The sequence below is a fragment of the Streptomyces halobius genome (assembly GCF_023277745.1).
In the GTDB taxonomy this organism is placed as follows: Bacteria; Actinomycetota; Actinomycetes; order Streptomycetales; family Streptomycetaceae; genus Streptomyces; species Streptomyces halobius.
Genome location: NZ_CP086322.1, coordinates 2,845,471 through 2,862,161, shown reverse-complemented (window position 1 = coordinate 2,862,161; position 16,691 = coordinate 2,845,471). Strand labels below are relative to the sequence as shown.

The window sequence follows — 16,691 nt, the reverse complement described above, 5'->3', positions numbered from 1 at the left end:
CAGAAATTCAGCGAGGAGCGAACCGCGTGACCGCCGAGATGTCCGTGCCGTCCACCGCAGTGCTGACCGGGGCAGACCGGGACGGTTCCAACTACACCGCGCGGCATCTGCTCGTCCTTGAGGGGCTGGAGGCCGTCCGCAAGCGACCTGGTATGTACATCGGCTCGACGGACAGCCGCGGTCTGATGCACTGCCTGTGGGAGATCATCGACAACTCGGTCGATGAGGCGCTCGGCGGCCACTGCGACCACATCGAGGTGGTCCTGCACGACGACGGGTCGGTGGAGGTCCGCGACAACGGCCGCGGCATCCCCGTCGACGTCGAGCCCAAGACCGGACTCAGTGGCGTCGAGGTTGTCATGACCAAGCTGCACGCCGGCGGAAAGTTCGGCGGCGGCTCCTATGCCGCCTCCGGCGGTCTGCACGGCGTCGGCGCCTCGGTCGTCAACGCGCTCTCCGCGCGCCTCGACATCGAGGTGGACCGCAGCAGCAGGACCCACTCGATCAGCTTCCGCCGCGGCGTCCCCGGCGTCTTCACCGAATCCGGCCCCGACGCCCCGTTCGACCCCGCGAACGGCCTGCGCAAGGGAAAGCGGGTGCCCAAGACGAAGACCGGCACCCGGGTGCGCTACTGGGCCGACCGACAGATCTTCCTCAAGGACGCCAAGCTCTCCCTGGAGACGCTGCACGCCCGCGCTCGCCAGACGGCCTTCCTCGTACCGGGCCTGACCCTCGTCGTCCGCGACGAGCGTGGCATCGAGAGCGCCGGCAAAACCGAGGAGACCTTCCACTACGACGGCGGCATCAGCGAATTCTGTGAATATTTGGCGCAGGACAAAGCCGTCTCCGACGTACTGCGGCTCAGCGGCCAGGGCACCTTCAAGGAGACCGTGCCCGTCCTGGACGACCGCGGCCACATGACACCCACCGAAGTCACCCGTGAACTGGGCGTCGACATCGCCCTCCGGTGGGGGACCGGCTACGACGCGACGGTCAGGTCGTTCGTCAACATCATCGCGACGCCCAAGGGCGGCACCCATGTCTCCGGCTTCGAGCGCTCGGTCACCAAGACCGTCAACGAAGTGCTGAGATCGAGCAAGCTGCTGCGCGTCGCCGAGGACGACGTCGTCAAGGACGACGCCATGGAGGGCCTCACCGCCGTCGTCACGGTGCGGCTCGCGGAGCCGCAGTTCGAAGGCCAGACCAAGGAGGTGCTCGGCACCTCCGCCGCCTCGCGGATCGTCGCCCAAGTGGTGAGCAAGGAACTCAAGGCGTTCCTGACGTCCACGAAGCGGGACGCCAAGCAACAGGCGCGCGCCGTCCTGGAGAAGGTCGTGGCCGCGGCCCGTACGCGCATCGCCGCCCGCCAGCACAAGGAGGCCCAGCGGCGGAAGACGGCGCTGGAATCCTCGTCGCTGCCGGCCAAGCTCGCCGACTGCCGCAGCGACAACGTCGACCGCAGCGAACTGTTCATCGTCGAGGGAGACTCGGCGCTGGGCACCGCGAAGCTCGCGCGGAACTCGGAATTCCAGGCGCTGCTGCCGATCCGCGGCAAGATTCTGAACGTCCAGAAGTCATCGGTCTCGGACATGCTGAAGAATGCCGAGTGCGGCGCCATCATCCAGGTCATAGGGGCTGGGTCCGGCCGGACCTTCGACATCGACACCGCCCGCTACGGCAAGGTCATCTTCCTCGCCGACGCCGACGTCGACGGCGCCCACATCCGCTGTCTGCTGCTGACCCTCTTCCAGCGCTATATGCGTCCGATGGTCGAGCAGGGCAGGGTCTTTTCCGCCGTTCCGCCGCTGCACCGCGTCGAATTGGTCAATCCCAAGAAGGGTCAGGAAAAGTACATCTACACCTACTCGGACAGCGAACTGCGCCAGACCCTGCTCGAACTCGAACGCAAGAAGGTCCGCTACAAGGACAGCATCCAGCGCTACAAGGGCCTGGGCGAAATGGACGCCGACCAACTCGCCGAGACCACCATGGACCCACGTCACCGCACCCTGCGACGGATCAACATCAGTGATCTGGAAGTGGCGGAGAAGGCTTTCGACCTCCTGATGGGCAACGAGGTCGCCCCCCGTAAGGAGTTCATCACCAACTCCGCGTCCACTCTGGACCGTTCGCGCATCGACACCTGAGCCGCGCGGGTCCCAGCACGGGCGTCTGTCCACCCACGGGTGGAGAGGCGCCCGTCGCGTTTTCCACCTCGGCCCTACCCTGGCGCCGGTCCGGCCGGTGGGTCTCGCGCCGTACCGTCGCCGGGTCGTCAAATCCTCACGGAGGCCCAGGACATGAGCAGCTCGCTGAGCCCCTGGACCCCGCGCACCACGTGAGTCCGACCGTGCTGCTCGCCGCGGAACTCGTCATCGGACTGGCCAGTGGCGCCGCCTGGGCCGGGGCCAGACACATGTGGACGGACGACAGGGGGAGCCGTCTGGACCAAGGTGGCTGGGCGACCCGGGGACGTCTGGCTTGTCGGGATCGCGGTACGTATCGGGCTCGTCGGCATCGCGGCGGCCCTTCGGCGAGGAGGCGGTCCGTCAGGTCGAGGAACTCGCCCGCCGACGTCGTCCTCATGGCCTTGTGGATGCCACGCTGTGACGGTGTCGAATCGACCCGCTGTATCCGTGCGGGACATCCCGGCACCCAGGTCGTGGTGCTCACCACCTACGCCGACGGCGACTCGCTCTGCCCCGCACTGCAGGCCGGCGCCCGCGGCTACCTCACCAAGGGTGCGGACGGAGACGAGATCGTCCACGCCATCGACAATGTGCTCTCGGGTGAGGCCCGTCTGTCGCCCCGGATCCAGCGCAGACTGCTGGAGCGCTCGCAGAATCCGCATCGAGCCTTCCGGAACGGCCGGAAGAGCCCCCGGACGGACTGCCCCCCCCCGCGAGGTGGAGGCGCTGCGGCTCGTCGCGGAGGGGCAGACGCACCCCGAGATCGCGGGCGGGCTGCACGTCTCCACGGCGACCGTGAAGACCCACGTCAACAACCTCTTCACCAAAGCGGGCGTGCGGGACCGAGACCAGGCGATCCATGACGCGTACCGCCACGGACTCGCACAGCCGCCCGGATAGTCCCTCACCTTATGGGGTGAAGCATTCTGCATGAAGAATCCTTGTCTTTCTTGATATTCCTTTCTGTCCCATTCTTGGGCGCACGGTCAACAGGCCCGTGCAACAAGGAGTGTTCGGTGGACAAGCAGGACGGCCGCGCGGCCGATGAGCCAGGGGCGGCCCTGTGGCTCAACGACCCTTGGTATGACGCTCTCGCCTCCGGATGGGGCGAGTTGAACGATGCAGTGGACGGGACGGGAGCGCGGGACCGCGCGCAGTCACCGCCGCCGGTACCGGGACCGCGGTCCGCGTCCCACGTCGAGGTGTACCTGGGGGTGCAGAAGAGCGCCGCCTTCCAGGAAGTACGCCGCAGATACCGGCGATTCGTCGTGCCCGCCACGGCCGTCTTCCTGGCCTGGTACCTCGCCTACGTGATCGCGGCGACCCTGGCACCGGACTTCATGTCCCGAAGCGTCGCCGGTGCGCTCAACGTCGCGATGCTCGCCGGAATCGGGCAGTTCGCCACGACCTTCCTGTTCACCTGGGCGTACGCGCGGCACGCACGGCTGTGCCGTGACCGCGTCGCGCTCGACATTCGCTGGGACGCCCAGGAACTGACCCGAAGGAACGTCCGTTGACCGGCGACCAGCAGACTCTCGCGCTGGTCCTGTTCAGCGCATTCATCGCGGTGACCCTCGCGATCACCACCTGGGTGAGCCGCCGCCGGCGCGGATCGGCGGGGTCTGCGCGGTCGCTATCGGCCTCGCGCTGCTGGCCCAGGATTTGAATGTCGCCTTCCTCGTCGGCCTCGCATTCGCCCGTCGCTGCCTCGGCCAATGTGCCGGTGCTGCTGTACAGCCTCTTTTGGCGGCGCTTCACGACTCGCGGCGCAGTCTGGTCGGTCTACGGCGACCTGATCCCGGCGATCGTGCTTGTCGTCCTCTCGCCGGTGGTCTCCGGCAGCCCGGAGTCACTACTTCCTGGACTGGACTTCGCCTACTTCCCCCTGGAGGACCCCGGTAGCGTGTCGATCCCGCTGGGCTTCTTCATGGGGTGGCTGGGATCGGTGCTCTCCCGGGACGCCGCCGATGAGGCCCGGCATACAAAGACCGAAGTCCGGGCGCTCACGGGAGCGGGCGCGGCTTAACGAGGGTTCCGGTGTCAGACACCCCATGTCGTTGAAGGTCAAGCGGCATGGGGTTGGGCGTGGTGCGACCATGCGGTCGCTTCGTCGTAGCGGGTTCGTGTTTTGAGGCAGCCGTGGAGGATGCCGACGAGGCGGTTGCCGACCTGTCGCAGGGCCGGGTTGTAGTCGATGTCACGGGCGCGTTGTTTGTCGTAGTAGCGGCGGGCGCCGGGGGACGCCCGCAGGGCGCAGAACGCCTGGCGCTGGAGGGCATCGGCGAGACGGTTGTTGCGGACGTATCGGGCCTGGACGGTGCGGCTCTTGCCAGAGGCCCGGGTGACGGGGCTGGTCCCGGCATAGTTCTTGCGTGCCTTCGCGGAGGCGTAACGGGTGGGATCATCTCCGAACTCGGCGAGCACCCGGGCCCCGGTGATCTCCCCGATGCCGGGCATCGAGAGGTAGATCTCAGCGTCCGGGTGCGCGAGAAAATGCGCCTTCACCTGCTCTTCCATCCCGGTGATCTGCTCGTTCAGCGCGATGATCAGCCGCGCGTGAGCGGTCACGGCTGCCGCGTAGGCTGCGGTGACCTGCCCGGGCAGGGCGAGCTGTCGCTCGCGGAGCGCGGCCTGGATGGTGGCCGCCTTCGCGTCGCGGTTGCGTCGGCGATGCCGGGCCAGGACGGCCGTGACCTGAGTGCGGGTCAGCTTCGCCGCCGTGGCCGACGTGGGCGCCTTGATCAGCAGTTCCATGGCGTCGGAGCTGGTCAGAGTCAGGTCGGCGTAGGCGGTCAGGGCGGCGGGAAAGTACTCGCGCAGCGTGCTGCGTAGCCGCTGGAAGGTGCGGGTTCGTTCCCAGATCAGGGTCTGGTGGGCGCGGGCGACGACCTTGACGGCCTGGGCCTGGCCGCTGTCTCCGGCCACCGGCCGCAGCTGGTCGCGGTCGATGCGGACCATGTCGGCGAGCGCGTGCGCGTCACCCTTGTCGCTCTTGGCCCCCGAGGAGGCGTACCGCTCCTTGAACCGGGCCACCTGCCGGGGATTGATCGCGTAGACCTGGTAGCCGGAGGCAACCAGGGCCTGGACCCACGAGCCCCGGTCGGTCTCGATCCCGACGACCACCTCCCCAGGATCCAGCTCACCGCCGTGACGGGCGATGAGTTCGTGGAGCCTGGCGATGCCGGCGACTCCTTCGGGCAGGTTCGCGGTGGCCAGCTTGCGGCCGGCCTCGTCCTGGAGCTCGACGTCGTGGTGGTCTTCGGCCCAGTCGTCACCGATCAGCAGCAACAAACCCTCCCCAAGTGTGTTCTCGTTGCGCGTCGTAGCCTGCGGAAGGCACGGCGCGCGGCCTAATGGATCCAGTGCTCACGCCCCGCGGGGCGGGCACGCCACCCCATCAGCGGTCTGGCCTCCCGGCCACCAGCAGGGGCACGGTCTGACACCAGAACTCGACTGCTTCCGGCGGCGATAGTGCTCACCTGCTGGCGGCTACGGAACCGAGCATTCCCCGGCCCCGTAGCTCCCATTAGGCGACGTGGTTGTGGTGGGTAGGTTCACCTACCGTGTTGCCTAGCCCCACTCGTAACGGTGCTCGGGACGACCGGTCTCGCCGTACCTGAGGGTGAGACTGATCCGGCCGGTACGTTCGAGCAGCTTGAGGTAGCGCTGGGCGGTCTGCCGGCTCATGCCGGTCCGGAGGGCGACGTCCTGGGCCGACAGAGGGGCGTCCGCAGAACGTAACACCGAGCGCACACGGTCTGCGGTGGCGGTGGAGTGCCCCTTGGGCAGCTCGGAGGGGCCGGCGTTGGCGGCCCCCAACGCCCCGAAGAGCCGATCGACTTCGGACTGCTCTGCCTGGCCACCCCCCTCGAACGTGCGGTGCAGTGCCGCGTAACCCTCCAGCTTGGAGCGCAGGCCTGCGAAGGTGAACGGCTTGACCAGGTACTGCAGCGCACCGTGGCGCATGGCGGTCTGAACGGTCGCGATATCGCGCGCTGCCGTCACCATGATGACGTCGGTGACCAGGTCGCGTCGCCGCAGTTCCCCCACCAGTTGGAGCCCGGTCCCATCGGGGAGGTAATGGTCCAGAAGGATGAGATCGGCATGCTGCGTGTCGAGGGCGGCCAGGGCCTCGGCCGCGGTGTGCGCGAGGCCACTGACCCGGAAACCCGTGATTTTGGTGACGTACGCTGCGTTGATCTTCGCGACCCGCACGTCGTCGTCAATGATCAGCACGTCGAACATCGGTCGGCTCCTGTCGCGTCTTCAAAGTGGTGACCACCCTCGGCGTCATGGTGGCTGGCGGTGGCGCGGGTGTCCGTGAGTGTTTCGTGACGATGGGCTTCATGCGGTGGGGGAAGCTCATCGGACAGCGAATCGGGGAGCGTGACGGTGAACTCTGCACCGCCACCAGGGCGTTCGGCAACCTCGGCGCTGCCTCCATAGCGCTCGGTGAGGCGGCGTACGAGTGCCAGCCCGATACCGCGCTGCCCGTGGGCGGGTGGCTCCTTGGTCGTCCAGCCCTCAGTGAAGATTTCCGCGCGACGGGACTCGGGTACGCCCGGTCCGTTGTCACTGACGCGGACGATCGCGGTGCGCCCTTCGGTGCGGACCGTCACCTCCAGTTGAGCGTCCCGCTTGCCTGCAGTGGCGTCCAGGGCGTTGTCAACGAGGTTGCCCAGAACGGTGACGAGGCTGTGCGGGTCGATCAGACAATCGGGGAGATGCGTATCGGCCGAGATACTCAACGAGGCGTCCCGCTCCGTGGCAACGGTGGCCTTACCGACCAGGAGAGCGGCCAGCAGCGGATCGTGGATGCGCTCGGTGACCTGTTCGGCCGTCGCCCGGTGTACGCCCACCGCTAGTGTCACGAATTCCACAGCCTCTTCATAAAGCCCAAGTTCAAGCAGCCCAAGGAGCGTGTGCAGCCGGTTGGCGTGCTCGTGGTCCTGGGCACGGAGTGCGTCGATCAGGCCGCGCGTGCCGTCCAGTTCCCTCCCCAGACGCTCCAGCTCGGTGCGGTCGCGTAAGGTGACCACGGCCCCGCCGTCGTCGGTCGGCATCCGATTCGCCACGAGGACACGCTGACCCCTGACGGCCAGCAGATCCACGCCGGCTACCCGCCCCGCCAGCACATCGGTGGTACGTCCCGGTGGAAGGGCGTCGTCCAGCGGGCGGCCGGTGTCCTGGGCGCGCAGGTCGAGAAGGCGCCGCGCCTCATCGTTCATGAGGCGGATCCGGCCGAGCTTGTCGAGCGCGAGGGACCCCTCACGGATGCCGTGCAGCATCGCCTCGCGCTCGGTGAGCAACGCGGAAATGTCGGAAAATGCCAGGTCATGGGTCCGGCGCTGGAGGTGGCGGGAGACGAGGTACGAGGCGAAGGCACCCACGGCGAGCGCTCCGCCCGCGTAGGCGAGCAGCTCGGGGACCGTGGAGAGCAATCGTTGTTGCACGCTCTCGTACGCGATGCCCACGGATACGGCTCCAACCACCTTGCCGGCCTCGTCCCGCAGCGGGACCTTGCCCCGCGCGGAGCGGCCGAGTGTGCCCTCGTCGATCTGCATAATCTCTCGGCCCGAGAGCACGACAGTCGGGTCGGTGGAGACGTGGTGTCCGATCTCGTCTGGGTCGGTGTGGGACCAGCGCACACCGTGCTTGTCCATGATCACCACGTACTTGGCGCCAGTGGCGGCGCGTATCCGCTCGGCCTCATTCTGGACGGGGCCGTGGCGCGTGGGGCGTGATGCCTCCAGGTCATCGTCCAGGTGTGTCTCGGCGGCGGTGGTTTGCGCGATGGCGAGCGCGCGGTGCATGGCTTGCTCGTCGAGCTCGGCACTGAGCGGGGCGAGGAACAGGCCGGTTGCGAGCGCGGTGACGCCGGTGGCGATGGCCAGCTGCATCATCAGCACCTGGGAAAAGACCCGGCGTGGCCAGCCCAGACGAGGGTGTGTCAGGCGCAGCCACGGGGCTGTTCGCCGACTGCTGGCCGGGGACGGACCGTCGGTGGCCCACCGGTTGCGGTCAGGCTGATCGGCAGGACCGGCGTTGCATGTCTCTTCCGTAGAGGCACCGGTGTGTGGCGAGTCGCTGGGAAATGGTGCGGAACCCGAAGACCCGGCGGCGCTCGCGTGTGGAGCCGATGCGTCCCTCTCGCCCATACGGATGAACAGTAAGCGTGGCGGCAGCAGTTCCGGTAGTTCTCGCTGTTCTGACTCCGGAGGGGGCCGGGCATGCTCGCCGCGACTTATCGGCAGGCGGGGAGGACTGTGCGGAGTTATCCACAGGGCTTTCGGCCGCAGATCGTACGCGCCTAGCTTCGCAGCGTGAACGTCGGTTCGGGGCGCTCAAAGCGGCTCTGGCGTGGCCAGGGCGGTTGCGGGTGAGTGGCACTGGCGCTCTGCTCGGCTGCGGGCAGTTGCAGCCCGACGGACACGACGAGGCCAGAGACAGGAGGGGAACGCCCATGCGCTCGATTGCGGGCAACGGAGGACAGGGGCCGGCAAAGAGGGGGGATGCGCGCCCGATCTCCGCGGGGCAGGTCGCGGCGGCGGTGTTCGGTCTGGGTCTGGCCGTGACGCTGGGGATGACGATAGGGGTGGTGTTCGGTAGGGGGCGAAGAGCGCGAGCGGAGCTGCAGGGCGAGGAATGCCGCTGCCGGTGCCACGGGAAGACCGTTCAGCCGGACATTGCCCCGGCGTCAGGGGAGCGGAGCAGCGGCCGCGATGGGCCACGCCGAGGCAGTGACTCCCGCGATGGCCGTGACCGTCATACGCGCCGGTGGACTGAGCGGCGCACCACAGCTGGCGGGCGCAGGAGCACCATCGGCCCGCTGCTCGACCGTGACGCGCCACGTGCGGCCGTCGGCGTGCGCGATGGAAACGGTCCAGGCAGGGGAGCTTCCCGTGATCGGTCCGCTGACGGGCGCCGGGCCATCGCCCCGCACCGGTTCGGGCCGCACCGCGTCGGCCCTTACGACGTCGAGTGCGTCCGCCCGCTCCTCGCGGATCAGCTCGCGGACCGCGAGGTCGGCGGCCTGGGCCGGCGGGTCCCACGCCGAGCGCCCGCGGCAGTCGTCCAACATGATCCGTCCACTGCGCGCCGCCTCGACAGCGTCCTTGACCAGATGAGCCGAGGCCCGTCCGTACGCGTAGCCGTAGGGGAGGACGAAAAGCGTGGGGGAGAAGCGGTGGCCGCCGATGTGCGTGACTTCCCAGGCTTCGATTCCGCTGGCGGCGACCTCAGCGGCCAGCGGGCGGCCGAGGAGCGCGCAGCAGCGGTCCCGCTTGCCGTTCGTGCAGACGAGGACCAGCGGTTCACCGGTGTACGGCTCCCAGAGGCCGCCGTGCTTTCCGGCCCCCAGCGCGGCGAAGTCCAGCCCGAGAGCCGCTCTCGGGTCGGTGACGGTGGTCGTACGGATCCAGGAGTGGCCCGGCGCGGTGTGCGCGATGAACAGCCGACGCCGGGAGACGCCGTGGCAGTCGGCATGGCGTCCAGGCCGACGGATCAAGGCGACGCGAACATTTGTGCCGTCGGTCGCGGCCTCCAGGGCGCGGCCGATGTCAGGGTCGAGGTGGCTGTCCGTCAGCGCCTTGGCGCCCCACGGCCCGGTCTGCTCGATGAGCAGCCAGGTCGGGGCAGTGGCCGCGGTTCCGGCCAGGGCCTCGGCCGATTCGCGGGAGGCGGTCGCGCAGGTGCTCACAAAGGTGAGCCTAACCCGCGCCGTGGGAGGGCTGAGGTCGGGAGGGGAGGGTGGTGACGGATTCCACTTCCCACGTGGCCGGATCTTCATCTACGGCCAGGGCAGCGGCAGCGGCACGTCCTCCGTCGTTGAAGGGTGCGGCGAGCCCGGCTGGAACAGCGCCTGGGCGGACACGGCGGCCTGGTCACCGTCGACGGCGTGGTCCGGCCCGGCGGCAGGTGACGCGAGTGACACCTTCGCCGCCGGCGACATCTCCCGAGTGAGGCCGTTCGTCAGCGTCAGGCTCCAGCAGAAGTGGTCCGCGCCATCACGGCAGTGGCTGTGGCGGGCGGGGGCCTTGGTACTGGCCGCTGGGACGCATTCGCAGTGGGGGCTCGTCGTACTCCTCGATGGCGTGTGCGATCCAGCCGGCCGTACGGGCGATGGCGAAGACCGTCTCGCCGGCTTCGGCCGGCATGCCAGCCGATACGGTCAGGACGGCCAGCGCAAGGTCGACATTGGCGTGCAGCTCTGCGTGCCGGGCTGTGGTCGTGATCACCTGGCGTGCCGCCTGCAGGGCCGGCCGCGCCAGCGGTACGTCCTCCAGCAGCCGGAAGAGCGCGCGGGCTCGCGGATCCTCGCCTCGGTACAGGCGGTGGCCGAGGCCCGGTACCCGCCGACCTGCTCGCAGGTGATCGGCGACCACCGCGGCTGCGCTGCCACGTTCCAGGACCTCAAGCAGCATGCGGTGGGCGAGACCGCTTGCCGCGCCGTGCAGGGTGCCGTCCAGCGCTCCGAAGCCGGCCGAGACGATCGCGTACGGATGGGCGCGTGCTGAAGCGGCGACTCGGACCGCGAGTGTCGAGGCAGCGAGGTCGTGGTCGATGAGCAGTACCAGCGCTGCGTCCAGGACGCGCAGTGACGCCGCGTCGGCCGGGGCGGAGGCCAGCCGCGACCACAGCCGCGGTGCCAGTGGGGTTGTTTCGTGCTGCTCGGCGGCCTGTTGCGGCAGTGAGTCGACGAGGGTCGGGATGAGGCTGCGGGCGGTGTTGAGGACAGCGTCCTCGGACAAGTCGAAGCGCAGCGGGTCGGCGGCCGCCGAGGCGATCACCGCGACGCGCAATCGGTCCATTGGCCCGGCGTGTGCAGGCAGCGCCTGTACGGCGCGGCGGGCTGAGGTCAGTGGGTCGGGCGGTGCCGCGAAGCGGATGCCGCGGCGCATTTCGCCGGTCCACAGCCACTCGGCGACTTCCTCGTAGCTGTAGTTGGCGGCGAGTTCCGTTGTGTCGACGCCGCGGAAGTAGCAGTGGTCGCGGTCGATGAGCGTGATGCCTGTACGAACCGCGAACTCGCCGCCGGAGGCGGATGGTTCGCGTCGGCCGCCGCGCCGTGCGAGTGCGCCCACCTCCTTCGCGTCGAAGGTGCTGCCGCGGCTGCCGGGCTCGCGGCGGCTGGTCAGCTGGCCGCGGCTGACGTAGGCGTACACCGTCTCCGGCTTCACGCCGAGCCTGTCGGCCGCTTCCCGGGTGCTCAGCCGCCGCCCTGTCGAGTTGTCGGCAGGGGGATGCGCTGTGCCGTGAGCCGTGTCTTGATCCGCCATGGGTCCACCGTATCCAGCCGTATGTGCATTGATTCAATCAACATTGACAAGGGTTGAGTCAAGCGTAGACAGTCGGATCAATATTTGGCGGGAAGAGACAAGGAGTTCGTTATGCCGATCGCTGAGGTGAACGCGCCGATCGAGGCGCCTCGCGGGCTTGCGGGCGTCATCGTCACCGAGACCGAACTGGGCGACGTACGGGGCCGCGAGGGCTTCTACCACTACCGGCAGTACTCGGCTGTGGAGCTCGCTGCGGCTCGCAGCTTTGAGGATGCCTGGTACTTGATGTTCCACGGCGAGCTGCCGGACGCGGCGCAGCTGGCCTCCTTCACGGCGAAGACCGCTGCCCTGCGCGAGCTGCCTGCCGCTGTACGCGACGCATTGCCCGGCATCGCCCGCGCCGGCGCGCTCTCCGGACCGCTCGCGGGGCTGCGTACCGCGCTCTCGCTGCTGGGTGCGTCCGCCGGGTTCCGGCCGCTGTACGACATGGACGCCGACCGTCGTCGCGCCGACGCGCTCGCCGCATGTGCCGCTGTGCCGACCCTGCTCACCGCGCTCCATCGGCTCGGCCAGGGGGAGCCGCCGGTGGAGCCGCGCAGCGACCTGTCCTATGCCGCCAACTACCTCTACATGCTCACCGGTCACGAGCCGGAGCCGGAGCGTGTACGGGCGATCGAGGAATATCTGATCTTGACGATCGATCATGGCTTCAATGCCTCGACGTTCACCGCCCGTGTCATCACCTCCACTGGGGCCGACCTCGCGGCCTGTCTCGTCGGCGCGGTCGGCGCGCTCTCCGGGCCGTTGCACGGCGGTGCACCCAGTCGCGCCCTGGACACGCTTGACGCGATCGGCACACCGGATCGCATCGACGACTGGATCCGCGAGCGGGTGCTGCGCGGCGACCGGATCATGGGTTTCGGGCACCCCGTCTACCGCACCGAGGACCCGCGCTCCCGGATGCTGCGCGGTATCGCCGAGGGCTTCGGTGGCCCGCTCGTGGAACTCGCCGTCCAGGTGGAGGCGAGGGTGGAGGCACTGCTCGCCGAGCTCAAGCCGGGGCGTGAGCTGCACACCAACGTCGAGTTCTACGCGGGTGTCGTGATGGAGCTGTGCGGTCTGCCGCGTGCGATGTTCACGCCCACGTTCTGTGCGGCCCGCGTCGTGGGCTGGAGCGCCAACATCCTGGAGCAGGCCGAGGAATCGAAGATCATCCGCCCGGCTGCCCGGTACGTCGGCCCACCCGCGCCGCAGTCACTGCCCGCCGTCGCGCTCCGCTGACCGCTGTCGCGTCCCGCTGACAGGGTCCGTCCGGGAGGGTGAGCCGAGCCTGCCGTAGGCGGTCCGTTACGATCGACAGCTCGTCTGCCGCCGGTCCGCGCGGCCCCGCCACCCGCACCATGGAGGCGCCCTCTTGGCCCCGCAACAGATCCCGGTCGTCGTGCTCGCGGGCTTCCTCGGGTCGGGCAAGACCACCCTCCTCAACCACCTGCTCGCCGCCGGCGACGGCACCCGTATCGGTGCGATCGTCAATGACTTCGGCAGTATCGAGATCGATGCGATGACCGTCGCCGGACAGGTGGACTCGATGGTCTCGCTCGGCAACGGCTGTCTGTGCTGCGCCGTCGACACCAGTGAACTGGACGAGTACCTGGAGCGGCTCGCGCGTCCCGCGGCCCGTATCGATGTGATCGTCATCGAGGCCAGTGGGCTGGCCGAGCCCCAGGAACTCATCAGGATGATCCTCGCCAGCGACAACGAACGGATCGTCTACGGCGGGCTGATCGAGGTCATCGACGCCGCCGAGTTCGATGCAACCCGTGAGCGGCATCCCGAACTCGACCGGCACGTCGGCATCGCGGATCTCGTGGTGCTCAACAAGGCCGACCGGATCGATGACGCGGCACGGAAGCAGCTCATGGACACACTCGCGGATCTCGCGCCCGGCAGACCCGTGGTCTGCACGGCGTACGGGCGGATCGACCCGGAGCTGTTCTTCGACCGTGGCCCGGGCGAGGACGATGATGCGGCCGTGCGGCAGCTGTCCTTCGAGGACCTGTTGCGGGAGGCGACCGCGAACCGGGAAGAGGGTGCCGACGGCCCCGCAGGCCCCCGCAGCCTCGACCACGACTGCGATCACTCAGGGCAGTCGGGCGACCCGGGACATGCGGATCACACCCCTCACGCGGGCGGATGCGGCCACACCGATCATCTCCACGCCGCCTACCAGAGCGTGGAGTTCACGTCCCGGGAGCCGATGCACCCGCGCCGCCTCATGGACTTCCTCGACAGCCGCCCCGCCGGCCTCTACCGCATCAAGGGTTTCGTCCACTTCGACGTCCCCGACAGCCGCCAGAAGTTCACGGTGCACGCGGTCGGGGACTTTCTGCGCTTCTACCCCTCGCCATGGCCGAAGGGCGAGGAGAGGTGCACCCAACTCGTCATGATCGGCAGCGGCATCGACGCGGCGGCCCTGCACAAGGAGCTGGAGAACTGCCGGGAGACCGGGCCGACGGCCGCTGACGCGAACAGCATGTGGGGCGTCCTGCGGTATGTGCCCTCCCGGGAGGCGTGAGGAAGAGCGAGGAGGGCTGGGCCCGGCCGACATCACGCCGACCGGGCCCAGCCCTCGTGCACAGGGGCTACGGACCCGCTACACCGGCCCCGCCAGCGCCGCTACCGGCTTCAGCAGCGGTACCCCCGAGCCGTCCCGCCGCGGATCGGGCTCCGGCAGCGGCACGGGAGCGCCCTTGGCGTCCGCCGCCCGCACCGGTGCCGGCCCGGCCCACGCCAGGGCCAGACAGTCCTCGCCCTTCAGGAACCGCTGGCAGCGCACGCCGCCCGTCGCCCGGCCCTTGCGCGGATACTGGTCGAACGGTGTGAGCTTGGCCGTCACCGCCGAGTCGTCGAGCGTGCCGTGCGAGCCGGCGACCGTGAACACCATGGCGTCCGAGGCCGGATCGACCGCGGCGAAGGCGATCACCTTCGCGCTTTCGCCCAGCTTGATGCCCGCCACGCCGCCCGCCGGCCGGCCCTGGGGCCGCACCTGCGACGCCTGATAGCGCAGCAGCTGCGCCTCGTCCGTGATGAAGACCAGATCCTCCTCACCGGTGCGCAGCTCGGCCGCGCCCACGATGCGGTCGCCCTCCTTGAGGGTGATGACCTCCAACTCTTCCTTGTGGGACGGGTAGTCGGGCACCACCCGCTTGACGACGCCGTGCTCCGTGCCGAGCGCCAGGCCCGGCGAGGACTCGTCCAGGGTCGTCAGACAGATCAGCCGCTCGTCGTCCTGGAGCGTCAGGAACTCGGAGATCTGCCCGCCTCCGGAGAGGTTCGGTGCCGCCGCGGTGTCCGGGAGCTGCGGCAGATCGATCACCGAGAGCCGCAGCAGCCGCCCCATGGACGTCACCGCGCCGACCTCACCCCGGGTCGTCGCCGGCACCGCCGAGACGATCACGTCGTGCTTGGCACGCTTGGCGTGGGCGTCGAAGGGCACCTCGCCGGTGACCGTGCGCGCCAGCAGGCCCGTGGAGGACAGCAGCACCCGGCACGGGTCGTCGGCGACCTCCAGCGGCACCGCGCCGACCGCGGTGCCCGCCGACTCCAGCAGGACGGTGCGCCGGTCCGTGCCGTACTTCTTGGCGACCGCGGCCAGCTCGCCGGAGACGAGCTTGCGCAGCTCCGCGTCGGACTCCAGAATCCGGGTCAGCTGCTCGATCTCGGACTGCAGCCGGTCGCGCTCCGACTCCAGCTCGATGCGGTCGAACTTGGTCAGCCGGCGCAGCGGGGTGTCGAGGATGTACTGCGTCTGGACGTCGCTCAGCGCGAAGCGCTCGATCAGCCGTTCCTTGGCCTGCGCGCTGTTCTCACTGGAGCGGATCAGCCGGATCACCTCGTCGATGTCGACCAGGGCGGTCAGCAGTCCCTCCACCAAGTGGAGACGGTCGCGCCGCTTGCCGCGCCGGAACTCGCTGCGCCGGCGTACCACCTCGAAGCGGTGGTCGACATAGACCTCCAGCAGCTCCTTGAGGCCCAGTGTCAGCGGCTGGCCGTCCACCAGTGCGACGTTGTTGATGCCGAAGGACTCCTCCATCGGTGTGAGCTTGTAGAGCTGCTCCAGCACGGCCTCGGGATTGAAGCCGTTCTTGACCTCGATCACCAGTCGCAGGCCGTGCTCGCGGTCGGTGAGGTCCTTGACGTCGGCGATCCCCTGGAGCCTCTTCGCGCCCACCAGGTCCTTGATCTTGGAGATGACCTTCTCGGGGCCGACGGTGAAGGGGAGTTCGGTGACGACCAGTCCCTTGCGGCGGGCCGTGACGTTCTCCACCGTGGCCGTCGCGCGGATCTTGAACGTGCCGCGGCCCTTCTCGTACGCGTCCCGTACGCCGCTCAGGCCCACGATCCGGCCACCGGTCGGCAGATCGGGCCCGGGCACGAAGCGCATCAGGGCATCGAGATCGGCGTTCGGATACCGGATCAGATGGCGGGCCGCGGCGATGACCTCACCGAGGTTGTGCGGCGGCATATTTGTCGCCATACCGACCGCGATGCCGGACGAGCCGTTGACGAGGAGATTCGGGTACGCGGCCGGGAGGGCCACCGGCTCCTGCTCCTGGCCGTCGTAGTTCGGTGCGAAGTCGACGGTGTCCTCCTCGATGGACTCCGTCATCAGGGACGTCGCCGACGCCATCCGGCTCTCGGTGTACCGCATCGCGGCGGGCGGGTCGTCATTGCCCAGCGAGCCGAAGTTGCCGTGCCCGTCGACCAGCGGCAGCCGCATCGAGAACGGCTGCGCCATCCGCACCATCGCGTCGTAGATGGACGCGTCGCCGTGCGGGTGGAGCTTGCCCATGACCTCGCCGACGACGCGGGCGCACTTCACATACCCGCGGTCGGGGCGCAGCCCCATTTCGTTCATCTGGTACAGGATGCGGCGCTGAACGGGCTTGAGGCCGTCGCGGGCGTCCGGCAGGGCGCGGGAGTAGATGACCGAATACGCGTACTCAAGGAAGGAACCCTGCATCTCGTCGACGACGTCGATGTCGAGGATCTTCTCCTCGAAGTCGTCCGGCGGGGTCTTCGTGCTGCGGCGGGCCATCGCGGCTGCGGCTCCTTCTGCTGCGTCTACTGCCGATGTTGGATCAACGCTGTCGGGCGGTCGGCTGTCGGACCGGCCGCCGACTCTGCCTGAGTCTGACGCGGACCATTGTGGACCGCCCCACTG

Annotated in this window: 11 protein-coding genes and 2 pseudogenes; 6 read left to right on the top strand and 7 right to left on the bottom strand. The window is 68.9% G+C overall.

Annotated elements, in window-relative coordinates; genetic code table 11:
* Positions 1–26: 26 nt before the first annotated feature.
* The 4 genes and pseudogenes from K9S39_RS13145 to K9S39_RS13130 all read left to right on the top strand — a co-directional run.
* Positions 27–2,147, top strand: a complete 2,121-nt coding sequence (locus tag K9S39_RS13145) for a DNA gyrase/topoisomerase IV subunit B (RefSeq protein ID WP_248863526.1) — start codon at positions 27–29, stop codon at positions 2,145–2,147.
* Positions 2,148–2,453: 306 nt separating this feature from the next.
* Positions 2,454–3,089: pseudogene (locus tag K9S39_RS13140) on the top strand (response regulator).
* 116 nt (positions 3,090–3,205) lie between these two features.
* Complete coding sequence (locus K9S39_RS13135; RefSeq protein ID WP_248863525.1) at positions 3,206–3,706, top strand: DUF485 domain-containing protein; 501 nt, start codon at positions 3,206–3,208, stop codon at positions 3,704–3,706.
* A gap of 100 nt (positions 3,707–3,806) precedes the next feature.
* Positions 3,807–4,215 (top strand): annotated as a pseudogene (locus tag K9S39_RS13130) (sodium:solute symporter family transporter); the annotation flags it as partial.
* 38 nt (positions 4,216–4,253) lie between these two features.
* On the opposite strand, the gene K9S39_RS13125 reads toward K9S39_RS13130, so the two are convergent.
* The 6 genes from K9S39_RS13125 to K9S39_RS13100 form a co-directional block, all read right to left on the bottom strand.
* Positions 4,254–5,477 (bottom strand): IS110 family RNA-guided transposase, encoded by a 1,224-nt coding sequence (locus K9S39_RS13125; protein WP_248861321.1) that lies wholly within the window; start codon positions 5,475–5,477, stop codon positions 4,254–4,256.
* A gap of 282 nt (positions 5,478–5,759) precedes the next feature.
* Positions 5,760–6,434, bottom strand: a complete 675-nt coding sequence (locus K9S39_RS13120; protein ID WP_248863524.1) for a DUF7342 family protein — start codon at positions 6,432–6,434, stop codon at positions 5,760–5,762.
* Entirely contained in the window at positions 6,419–8,092 is a 1,674-nt protein-coding gene (locus tag K9S39_RS13115; RefSeq protein ID WP_248863523.1) for an ATP-binding protein, read from the bottom strand. The genes K9S39_RS13120 and K9S39_RS13115 overlap by 16 nt, the downstream gene beginning before the upstream one ends.
* A 794-nt stretch (positions 8,093–8,886) precedes the next feature.
* The gene (locus tag K9S39_RS13110) at positions 8,887–9,888 is read right to left on the bottom strand and encodes a sucrase ferredoxin (protein ID WP_248863522.1); all 1,002 of its coding nucleotides are present in this window, start codon (positions 9,886–9,888) and stop codon (positions 8,887–8,889) included.
* Between the two features lie 90 nt (positions 9,889–9,978).
* Positions 9,979–10,140, bottom strand: a complete 162-nt coding sequence (locus tag K9S39_RS13105; RefSeq protein WP_248863521.1) for a hypothetical protein — start codon at positions 10,138–10,140, stop codon at positions 9,979–9,981.
* A 55-nt stretch (positions 10,141–10,195) separates the two neighbouring features.
* Positions 10,196–11,467 carry a citrate synthase gene (locus tag K9S39_RS13100; RefSeq protein ID WP_248863520.1) on the bottom strand — a complete coding sequence of 424 codons (1,272 nt, stop codon included), beginning with the start codon at positions 11,465–11,467 and terminating at the stop codon, positions 10,196–10,198.
* A gap of 111 nt (positions 11,468–11,578) precedes the next feature.
* Between K9S39_RS13100 and K9S39_RS13095 the strand changes: the two genes are divergently transcribed.
* Positions 11,579–12,748, top strand: a complete 1,170-nt coding sequence (locus tag K9S39_RS13095; RefSeq protein ID WP_248863519.1) for a citrate synthase/methylcitrate synthase — start codon at positions 11,579–11,581, stop codon at positions 12,746–12,748.
* 133 nt (positions 12,749–12,881) lie between these two features.
* The gene (locus K9S39_RS13090) at positions 12,882–14,042 is read left to right on the top strand and encodes a CobW family GTP-binding protein (RefSeq protein WP_248863518.1); all 1,161 of its coding nucleotides are present in this window, start codon (positions 12,882–12,884) and stop codon (positions 14,040–14,042) included.
* Between the two features lie 78 nt (positions 14,043–14,120).
* Here K9S39_RS13090 and K9S39_RS13085 read toward each other — a convergent pair whose 3' ends face one another.
* Positions 14,121–16,565 carry a DNA gyrase/topoisomerase IV subunit A gene (locus K9S39_RS13085; RefSeq protein ID WP_248863517.1) on the bottom strand — a complete coding sequence of 815 codons (2,445 nt, stop codon included), beginning with the start codon at positions 16,563–16,565 and terminating at the stop codon, positions 14,121–14,123.
* Positions 16,566–16,691 lie beyond the last annotated feature (126 nt).